The following is a 9,980-nucleotide window of genomic DNA, read 5'->3' as shown; positions in this document are numbered from 1 at the left end:
AAAAAAACCCAAAAAAAAGAACAAAAAAGGGGGGGGGGGGGGGGGGGGGGGAGGACCCCCCCCCCCCCCCCCCCCCCCGCCGCGTTGTCGGCCCCCGTCGGCCGCGCTCCGCCCTCACGACTCCCCCGCGTCCAGAGCAGGACCCCCGCGCTACGATCGCCGCGTGACCGCTCCGGAACCCACCATCCTCGCCACCTCCGCAGGGCAGTACATGGTGCGCCGGGACGGCGAGCGGACGGTGGAGGAGCGCCTGACGCCCCGGTTGCTGCCGACGCCCGGCTTCTGAGGCCGGGCGCCGGTCACGGCCGGGCGGGGTGACGGGCGGGCGATGCCCGCCGTACCCGTCTCCCGTCCCGCCGCGCGATGACGGCCGCATGTCAGATCAGGCCGTGGCGCACGGCCCGCGCGACCGCGTGGGCACGGTTGCGGGCCTGCAGTCGCGCCATGATCTCGTAGATGACGTTCTTCACGGTGTGCTCGGAACAGTCCAGCGACCGGGCGATGTCCGCGTTCTGGTGCCCCTCGGCCATGAGGCGCAGCACGGATGCCTGACGGCCCGTCAGGGAAGTCGGCCCGGCCTCGTTCGTCCCCGGCCGACCGGGCTGCGAATCGGCCGTCAACAGGTGGGACAGCTCCGGGTACGGGATGCTCGGGTGCGGCTGTCCGGCACGGCGGACAGCCGCCGCCAGGCTCTCCTCGGTGAGATCCGCGGTCCTGAGTACGACCGCCCCGACGCGCAGGGCCAGCAGCAGCCCGGACCGGCCGACCGTGTCGCACACGAGCAGCAGGGGGCCGGGCTCCCGCGGTCCGCGCAGAGCCCGTTCGACGTCGTCGGCGACGACGACGGTGACCGTTCCGGGCTCCGCGCGGCCGGGCGCGCAGTCCAGTCCGGCGCGGCGGGCGAGGGCGCCGACCCGGTCCGCGTGCCGCGACGGCAGGATGCGCACCGCCGTGGGCGCGCCGGGGGCGGCGGTCAGCGTGGCCGTCACAGCAGGCCCGCCCGGAGTGCGTAGGCGACGGCGTGTGCGCGGTTGCGCAGCCGGAACCGCTGGGTGATGTCGTGCACCACGGTGGTCACGGTGCGCGGCGAGTAGGCGAGGCGCTGGGCGATCTCGGCCGTCTCGTGCCCGTCGGCGAGCAGTCGCAGCACCGATCGTTCGCGGTCGGACAGCGCGCCGCCGGCCCAGCCGTCGCCATGTCGGGTCTCGGCAGGCTGGTCCAGGACCTGTTCCAGCAGATCCATCGGTACGGTGCAGTCGTCCCGGGCGGCGGCCAGCACCGCGTGGGACAGCCGGGACGCGTCGGCCTCGCGGCGCAGCAACAGGCCCCGGGCGCCGGCGGCCAGGGCGTGCAGAGCATCGCCGGAGGCGAGAACTCCGCTCACCAGGACGACGGCTGGGCGTTGCCGCCCGGCGCGGGTGCTGCGCACCATGTCGAATTCGGCCGGGCCCAGCCGGTCCATGGTGAGGACGGCGACGCGGGCGTCACCGGGCTCGCACAGGTCCAGCTCCGGGCAGGCCTGCAGGACACTGCGCGTGCCGGACTCCAGGACCGGGTCGAGGGCGACCACACCGACAGGGACGGGAACTCCCATCTGCTGCTCCTTGGAAGGTCGTCCGCCCGGTCGGAAGACTGCGGGCGGTCTGAGGGGTACTGCGCTCCACCGTGCCGCCACCGGCCGGTCGCGGGCATCCGTAGTCGGTCCCCACCTTTCCGTGCCGGCCCAGCCGCGCGGGTGGGCCCGGTACGGGGGAACGTCCGGGGTGTCCGGGGTGTCCGGGGTGTCCGGGGTGTCCGGGGTGTCGACGCCCGCTGCCGGGCCTCGCACGGTGCGAGGTCGTACCCCGCGGGCACGGCGGAGGGGGCGCATGGGGGTCGGACAGCGCGGGAATGGGGGTGTTCCCGGCGACGGCACGGTGCGAGGGCCGTGGGGAAGGGTCGAGGACGGTCGTTCGGCCGCCCTCCTGGGGAACCTGGGTAGTCCCGTGCCGACCTGCGGTTTCACCGTGTCCGGGCGCTGCCTCCCCCACTTTTCCCCGCCCGTGGGGAGGGGCCGCGCAGAATATGGGGGTCACTTCCCCATGTGGGGGTCGGCGGCGTCTGCGACCTTCGTTGACGTGACTGAAACCGCCAGCCTCCCGGCTCCCCGGAGCGCCGGCCTGCCGCTCGCCTGGTGGGCCCCGGCGCTGTCCCTCGCGGAGCGGCTCGCCGCCCCCGGACTCCCGGCCGCGCCCACCGATTCCGCCGCCACCGGCTACGCCCCCTGGGCCGTCGGTGACGCGGAGGGCTTCGCGCTGCGGCTGGCGCATCTCGGCGTGGGCGGTGCCTCGGCGACGGCCCTCGCCGCGGAGTCTGCCGAGCGGCTCTGCGCCCGGGCCGAGAAGCCCGGCTGGGCGCAGTACGTCGAAGCGGCTCTGGAAGCCGCCCCCGAGAACCCGCAGGAGCCGGAGCAGCCGGCCACTGACGGCACCGGGCCCGAGGTCTTCGCACACGTCGTACGACCGCTCGTCGCAGCGTCCGCCTCCCGGCTCGCCGCCCTGCTGCCGGAGGTCACCGCCACCGAACGGGGCCTGTGGTGCGGCGAGTTCGAGCGATGGCTGACCCGTGAACTGGTCCGGCCGGCCGCCCGCACCCTGGTGCGGGAGCTCGACGGGGCCCGGCGCGCCGGACGGCTGCGCGGAGCGGGTCCGCGCGAGCGGTTCGCCTCCTTCGTCGCGGACACCGGCACCCGGGACGGCCTCTGCGGCCTGTTCGCCACCTACCCGGTGCTGGCCCGGATGCTCGGGCAGAGCGCGCTGGACGCCGTGGACGCGACGGCCGAGCTGGTGGCGCGTTTCCGGGCCGACCGGGACGACCTGGTGACCGGTCTCCTGGACGGACGCGACCCCGGTGCGCTCGCCCGGGTCGAGCTGGGGCTCGGCGATGCTCACCAAGGCAACCGGGCGGTCGCGATCCTGCACTTCGCGGACGGTGACCGGGTGGTGTACAAGCCGCGCCCGCTCGGCCAGCACGCCCTGCTGGACGAACTGACGGCCTGGCTCCAGACCAAGGTACCGGGGCTGGCGCTGCGCACCCCGCGCACTGTGCGCCGGGAACGCCACGGCTGGCTGGAGTTCGTGGCACACCGCTGGTGCCGGACGGTCACCGAGGCCGACGCCTTCTACCGCCGACAGGGCTCGCTGCTGGCACTGCTCTACGCGGTGGACGGAGCCGACATGCACTACGAGAACGTCATCGCCTGCGGCGACCAGCCGGTCCTGGTGGACGCCGAGACGCTGTTGCACACCGGGTTCCCGCAGCCCATGACGGCCGGCGCCGACCCCGCCGCTGACGCCCTGCACTCCTCGGTGCACCGCACCTGTCTGCTGCCCCACCTGCTGATCGGCGAGCGCGGGTCGCTCGACATCTCCGCGCTCGGCCGCTCCACCGACGGCACCTACCCCAGCGACGGGCTGCACTGGGAGGACAGCGGCCTGGAGACGATGCGGGCCGTGCGGGCACCTCTGCTCAGCCCGGCCGGGCAGAACCAGCCGCTGCCCCACGGACACCCCCTGGACGGTGCGGACCACCGGGCGGCCCTACTCGACGGGTTCCGCACGGCCTACGCGGCCATCGTCGCCCACGGCAACGAACTGACCTGCGAGGGAGGCTTGTTGACGGTCCATGCCGACAGCCCGGCGCGGCTCATAGCCCGCTCCACCCGCCTGTACGCGACGCTGCTGGAGGAGTCCACCCATCCGCTGCTGCTCGGTGACGCGCTCGCCCGGGAAGGTGTGTTCGCCGTGCTGTGGACCGAGTCGGCGCTCGACGAGGCGCGCGGGAGGCTCGTCGAGCACGAGACGGCGGACCTGTGGCGCGGCGACGTCCCCCTGTTCGTCCACCGGCCGTCCGGCACGGGGGTCCGGACGGCCGAGGGGACCTGGCTGCCGGACGTACTGCCGGAGGCGAGCCTGACCGCCGTGCAGAAGAAGATCGCGAGGATGGACGAGGTCGACTGCCACGACCAGGAGTGGATCGTCTCGGCCTCCCTGGCTGCGCGGGGTGTCTGTGCCGCGCCGAACCGGCCGCGGTCCGCGCTCGCCGTGGCACCCGTGCCCGCTGTCGTGCCCGACGCGTCACGGTTGCTGGCCGCCGCGTGCGGGATCGCCGACGAGATCGCCGCCCGCGCGGTACGGGACGGCGGCCGCTCCAACTGGCTCGGGCTGGAGCGCGTTTCCGGTCCGCACTGGGCGGTGCTGCCCATGGGCGCCGGACTCGCGCAGGGCTACTGCGGGGTCGCGCTCTTCCTGGCCCACACAAGCGCGCTGACCGGGGCCCACCGGTACGCCGCGCTGGCCCGCGAGGCGGTCCGGCCGCTGCCCGCCCTGCTGAAGGCCCTGGCCGCCGACCCCGAACTGAGCGCGGCGGCCGGTCCAGGTGCCTACGACGGTCTCGGCGGCGTCCTCTACGCCCTGGTCCGGCTGCCGGCACTGCTCGGCGGGAAACCGTTCGACTGTCTGCCCGACGCGCTCACCGCGCTCGGCAACGCCGCGGCGGCCTGCCCGGACCCGGGGCTGGCCGGCGGCACGGCCGGGGCACTGGCCGCCGCCGTCGCCGTACACGAGACGACCGGCGAGCCGGAGGCGCTGAGGCTGGCGGACGCGCTCGCGGACCGGCTGCTGGCGGCGACGCCGGCCCTCGGCACGGACCCCGGGTTCGCGGACGGCACCGCCGGGATCGGCTGGGCGCTGTTGCGTTACGCCGCCCGGCGACCGGAGCGCTCCGCAGCGCACGCGGCCACCGCCCGGGAACTGCTCGACGCCGCGGTCCGGCACGCGGAGGCCACCGGTACGGACCCGTCCTGGGCCCGCGGGCTGGCCGGCGTGGCTGCTGCCGCCTCACTGCCGTCGGCCGCCACGCTCTCGGCCCGGCTGCGGAATGCCGAGGTGCGTCCCGACCTCAGCCTCGGTCAGGGCTCGCTCGGAACGCTGGAGGCCCTGGCCGTGCTCGCCGGCCAGGGTGACGCCCCGGCCGCCGAGACACTGACCCGGCGCACCGGCCAGGTGCTGGCGCTCGTCGAAGCCCAGGGCCACCGGTGTGCCACCCCCGACCACGTTCCCTCCCCCGGACTGCTGACCGGCCTGTCCGGCATCGGCTACGGACTGCTCCGCCTGGCTCACCCCGACACCGTGCCGTCCGCCCTGCTCCTCGGGCACCCCGGCCACTGACCCACCACGCTCCTCTGCCCGTCAGCACCACAGCACTTCTCCACCTCCACCCCGTGCGCCGCGCACGGGACATCAGAAGGGGATCACCGTCATGGACAAGCATCTCGCCGCCACCGCCGCCGCCGACATCACCGAGACCGGCGCCGAGCAGGACGCGGCGGGCGGGATCACGCTCAAGGGCCGCAACCGCGCCTGCGCCCGCGCCCGCGTGCTGGCCGGAATGGTCCTGACCAGCGGCATCGTCATCACGCTGAGCACGCTCGACACCTCGGTCTCCGCACCGAAGTGACCGGGCGCCGGTCCTGACACCGCGTGATGGCGCGGGTCCGCCGGGCGGGCCCGCGCCGCCGCGTGCGCAGGGGGGCCGTACGCGGCCCGCGCCGGTTCCGGGCGACCTGCCCCAGGTCCCGACATTCCGATTATCATCAGCGTTCATGCGTTCCCATACGCCTTCCCTGGTCGGGCGGGACTCCCAACTCGCAGTGCTCGAAAGCGCCCTGACCGACGCTCGACAGGGACGCGGCGGTGTGGTGTTCCTGGTCGGGGAGGCGGGGGTCGGCAAGTCGCGGCTCGCCGCGGAGGCCGTGGGCGACGCGCTGGACACCGGTATGCGGGTGCTGCGGGGCCGTAGCAGCACCACGGGCCCGGCCGTACCGTTCCGGCCACTGACCGAGGCCCTGATGTCGCTGTTCCGTGGCGGCGTCCCCATGGACGACCTGGCCCTCGGCCCCTACCAGCCGGTGCTCGGACGGCTGATTCCCGACTGGGACACCGGCGAGCGGGACAGCAGTTCCATGGTCATCCTGGGCGAGGCGGTGCTGCGCCTGCTCAGCGCCGCCGGGCGCGGGCAGGGCCAGCTCCTGCTGCTGGAGGACCTGCACGACGCCGACCCCGAGACGCTGGGCGTCCTCGAGTACCTGGTGGACAACCTCGAGTACACGCCCGTACTGCTGCTGGCCACCGTGCGCACGGACTTGAGCGACGCCCTGGACCTCGCGCAGTCCGCGCGCCGCCGGGGCGCCGCCACCCTGCTCGAACTGCCGCCGCTGACCCGGCCGCAGGCGCACGGGATGATCGCGGCCCAGTTGGGCGTCGACGAACCGCAGGACGTGCCCGAGGCGGTCCTGCGGCGGCTGTGGGAGGCCAGCGCGGGCAGCCCGTACCTGGTCGAGGAACTCCTGCAGTCCATGATCGGAGCCGGCACGCTGGTGCAGGGGCCGGACGGCTGGCGGGCCGTCGGGGATCTGCGCAGTGACGTTTCGTCGACGCTGGCGCGCGGCATACTGCGCCGCATCGACCTGCTGGGCGCTCAGGGCCTGACCCTGCTGTCGGCCGCGGCCGTGCTGGGCCGGCGTTTCTCCCTGACCGTTCTCCAGCGCATGACCGGCGTCGACGACCGCTCGCTGCTCAGCCATCTGCACGCCGGCCTGGCGGCGCGGCTGGTGATCCCCGACGAACCGGCCCCCGACTGGTACTCCTTCCGGCACTCCCTCACCGTGGAGGCCCTGTTCACGCAGATGACGCCGGGTCAGCGAGCGGACCTGGCGCGGCGGGCCGCGCAGGCGGTGGAGGAACTGCACCCCGATCTGCACGGCGACTGGTGCGCGCTGGCGGCCGGGCTGCGCTGCGAGGCCGGGGACCGGGTCGAGGCCGGCCTGCTCTTCGCGGACGCGGGCGGCCGTGCCCTGGCGGCCGGCGCGCTCGGTTCCACGGTGACCCTGCTGGGGCGTGCCGAGAGCCTGCTCGCCGACGCCGACGATCCCCAGGCGCGCGCCGCGGTGCTGGAGAACCTGCTGCCGGCGCTCGCCGAGGCCGGTGACTTCGCCCGCGCCTTCGATCTGACCGAGGACCTGCATGCGCTGGGCGGCTCCGGGCTGGGTCCGGCCCGGCTGGCCACGCTGCACGCCCGGCTGGCCAAGGTCGCCCACACCGCGGGGCGGTGGAGCGACGGCAACCGGCAGATCGACCGGGCCCGCGAGGTGCTGGCGGCGGCGCCGGACGAGGTGACCGCCGCCGCTGTCGACGTCACGGCCGCCTATCTGGCCCTGGACACCCCGGGTCCGGACCGCACCCAGCACGCGGAGAAGCTGGCTCGTTCGGCCGCCGACACCGCCGAACGCCACGGACTGCCGGTCGTCGCCTGCCAGGCCCAGGAGTTGCTCGCGACCGTGGCCCGCGAACGGGACCCGCAGGAGTCCGAGGCGATGCTGGGGCAGGCCCTCGCCACGGCGGAACGCCATCGCCTGCCGCTCCAGCGCATGTACGCGGCCACCCGGCTGGGCGGCAACGCCTGGCTCGCCAAGGGGGACGCCTCCGGCCTGCTGGCGGCCCGCGAGGAGGCGCTGCGGCTCGGCTCGGTCAACATCGTGCACACGGTCGACGGCATCCTCGTCCTCGACGCGGTGCTGCGCGGCCACTACGACACCGCCCGGTCCTCCGCCGCCGAGTGCCTGGCCGTCGTACGCCGGCTGCGGCTCGCGCCCGCCACGCGGTACGTCCTGATGGCGCAGGCCGTCCTGGAGGCGCATCACGGGAACCGTACGGGGATGGAGGCGGTGCTGGCCGCGTTCGCCGAGTGGGACGGCGCCGGTTCCCAGGAGGAGCCGCTCAGCCATGGCCTGGCCCGTGCCTTCTGCGCGCTGCTGGAGGAGGACCGCGAGCAGGCCCGGGCCGAGCTGGGTACGGTGTTGGCGCTGGAGGCGGACAACCCCTCCACCTACCATCTCAGCGGCACCCACGGCCTGATGCTGCTGCTGGACATGCTGGCCGGACGGGCGGACCGGACCCGGCACGAGGAGATCAGCGCCACCGCCATGGCGCGCATGCGCTGGAACCGGCAGTTCGTGCTGCTCACGGAGGCCGTGCTGCTGGGCCGCGAGGGCGAGGCGGCCCGGGCTGCGCAGACAGTCGAGTCGGCACTGACGGTGGCCGAGCCCTATCCGCTGGCGCAGCATCTCGGACTGCGGCTGATCGCGGACGCGGCACACCAGGACGGCTGGGGCGACCCGGTGGGCTGGCTACGCCGGGCCGAGCACTACTTCCACGAGCGGGACGTCCCGGCCGTCACCGGCGCCTGCCGGGCGGGGCTGCGCCGGCTCGGCGCCCCCGTGCACCAGCACCGCACCGGCACCAGCGGCATCCCCGACCAACTGCGCGCGCAGGGCGTCACCGTGCGCGAGTTCGAGGTGTTCCGGCTGCTCGCGGAGCGGCTGTCCAACAAGGACGTCGCCGACCGGCTGTTCATATCGCCCCGTACGGCGGAGAAGCACATCGCGAGCCTGGTCACCAAGACCGGGGCGACCAACCGCGCGGACCTGTGCGCTCGGTCGGCCGCCCTGCGCTCCGGCTAGGGCCCGTCCGGCGGATCACGCCTCAGACGCGGGGTCTGGCACGCACATCTGCACCGACAGGGCACCGTTCCTTCCCTGCGACTTGATCCGCCGGACGCGCCTATCGCATCCGGCGCACCTCCCGGGACCCGAGTACCGCGAGACCCGTGAGGGCGAGCACCGCGGCGACCGCCCCGAACAGGGCGAGCGTGTCGACACGGGCCAGCGCGCCGCACGCGATCAGCGACAGCGGGGCGGCCGCGTACCCAAGGACCATGTCGACCGCGATGACGCGGCCGAGCACGTCCTTGGGGATGTTCCGCTGGATCCAGCTCAGCCCGAACACCCCCTGGAAGCCGATGGCGAATCCCATGGCGAGCACGGTCGCGACGACCCCCGCGGTGCTATGCACCAACCCCAGGACGGCCATCCCCGCGCCCAGCCAGCCGGCCAGGGCCGCCACCAGCAGTCCGACCCGGGGCCTGCCGCCGACCGCGCCGCCCACCAGCGTGCCGAGCATCGCGCCTGCGGCCAGGGACCCGTTGAGCACGCCCAGCGTGGCCGAGCCGCCCCGCAGCACCTGGTCGGCGAGCGTGGCGAAACCGACCGTGAAGGGCCCGGCGTAGCAGAAGTTGACGGCCGTATCGAGGGCGACGATCGTACGCAGCCGGGGGTCGCGCAGGGTGAAGACGACGCCCTCTCGGATACGGGCGCCCAGCGATGGCGGCCGTTCGGCCACGGTATCGGCCGCAGGCTCGGCCTTCCCGGCCGCCGCCTCCGTCGTCCTCGCCACCGCGCCCTCCGTTCGCGCCCGGGGGCCTATGCGCGACACGCACCAGCCGCACAGCACGAAGCAGACGGCGTCGACCAGGAACGCGACCGGTGCGCGGGTCAGGGCGATGACCAGGCCCCCGACGGCCGGGCCGACGACGGCGGCGGTCCGCGAGCCGGCGCCCAGCAGCGCGTTGGCCGGAGTGAGCAGGCTCTCGTCCACCACGGAGGGCAGGATCGACACCCGCGCCGGCTGGAAGAAGGCGTCGACGGCGCCGAAGAGCGCGGCCGCCGCGCACAGCGTCCACACCGTCAGATGCCCGGTGAGACCGGTAAGTCCGACGACCGTCATCAATGCGGCGCGGGCCCAGCTGGAGGCGATCATCAGGGTGCGCGTGGACCAGGAGTCGCCGAGGGTGCCGCCGACCAGGGTCAGCAGGGCGCGGGGTACGGCCTGGAAGGCGAGGACGTAGCCGAGGGTGAGGGTGGAGCCGGTCAGTCCGAGGGTGATCCAGGAGAAGGCGACGACGCTGAAGCCGTCGCCGAGCAGAGACAGCGACTGTCCCAGCCACAGGAGCCGGAACGGCCGGTGCCGGGCGGGTGCCCACAGCCGCGGACCGGCGCCGGCGAGGGTGGTGGTCATGCTGTGCCTTTCGTCATGCGGACGTTTGCG

7 protein-coding genes are annotated in these 9,980 nt (G+C 74.5%); 4 read left to right on the top strand and 3 right to left on the bottom strand.

Annotated features, from left to right (window positions below):
- Positions 1–163 precede the first annotated feature (163 nt).
- Positions 164–286, top strand: a complete 123-nt coding sequence (locus tag ACZ6KY_RS24460) for a hypothetical protein (RefSeq protein WP_469312410.1) — start codon at positions 164–166, stop codon at positions 284–286.
- 91 nt (positions 287–377) lie between these two features.
- On the opposite strand, the gene ACZ6KY_RS24455 is transcribed toward ACZ6KY_RS24460, so the two are convergent.
- Positions 378–989: a response regulator transcription factor gene (locus ACZ6KY_RS24455; protein ID WP_469312409.1), complete on the bottom strand. Its 612-nt coding sequence runs from the start codon at positions 987–989 to the stop codon at positions 378–380.
- A complete protein-coding gene (locus tag ACZ6KY_RS24450; RefSeq protein ID WP_469312408.1) occupies positions 986–1,594 on the bottom strand; it encodes a helix-turn-helix transcriptional regulator in 609 nt (202 codons plus the stop codon). The genes ACZ6KY_RS24455 and ACZ6KY_RS24450 overlap by 4 nt, the downstream gene beginning before the upstream one ends.
- Positions 1,595–2,117: 523 nt before the next feature.
- On the opposite strand from ACZ6KY_RS24450, the gene ACZ6KY_RS24445 reads away from it, so the two are divergent.
- The 3 genes from ACZ6KY_RS24445 (at position 2,118) to ACZ6KY_RS24435 (ending at position 8,557) form a co-directional block, all read left to right on the top strand.
- Positions 2,118–5,207: a type 2 lanthipeptide synthetase LanM family protein gene (locus ACZ6KY_RS24445; RefSeq protein WP_469312407.1), complete on the top strand. Its 3,090-nt coding sequence runs from the start codon at positions 2,118–2,120 to the stop codon at positions 5,205–5,207.
- 91 nt (positions 5,208–5,298) lie between these two features.
- The gene (locus ACZ6KY_RS24440; RefSeq protein ID WP_469312406.1) at positions 5,299–5,496 is read left to right on the top strand and encodes a hypothetical protein; all 198 of its coding nucleotides are present in this window, start codon (positions 5,299–5,301) and stop codon (positions 5,494–5,496) included.
- Between the two features lie 145 nt (positions 5,497–5,641).
- Entirely contained in the window at positions 5,642–8,557 is a 2,916-nt protein-coding gene (locus ACZ6KY_RS24435; RefSeq protein WP_469312405.1) for a helix-turn-helix transcriptional regulator, read from the top strand.
- Between the two features lie 100 nt (positions 8,558–8,657).
- On the opposite strand, the gene ACZ6KY_RS24430 is transcribed toward ACZ6KY_RS24435, so the two are convergent.
- Complete coding sequence (locus ACZ6KY_RS24430) at positions 8,658–9,950, bottom strand: MFS transporter (protein WP_469312404.1); 1,293 nt, start codon at positions 9,948–9,950, stop codon at positions 8,658–8,660.
- Between the last annotated feature and the right edge of the window lie 30 nt (positions 9,951–9,980).

It is taken from the genome of Streptomyces sp. NPDC042002, from assembly GCF_055588305.1.
Note: the sequence above shows the minus strand (reverse complement) of the source record. Positions and strands in the feature narration are given on the sequence as shown.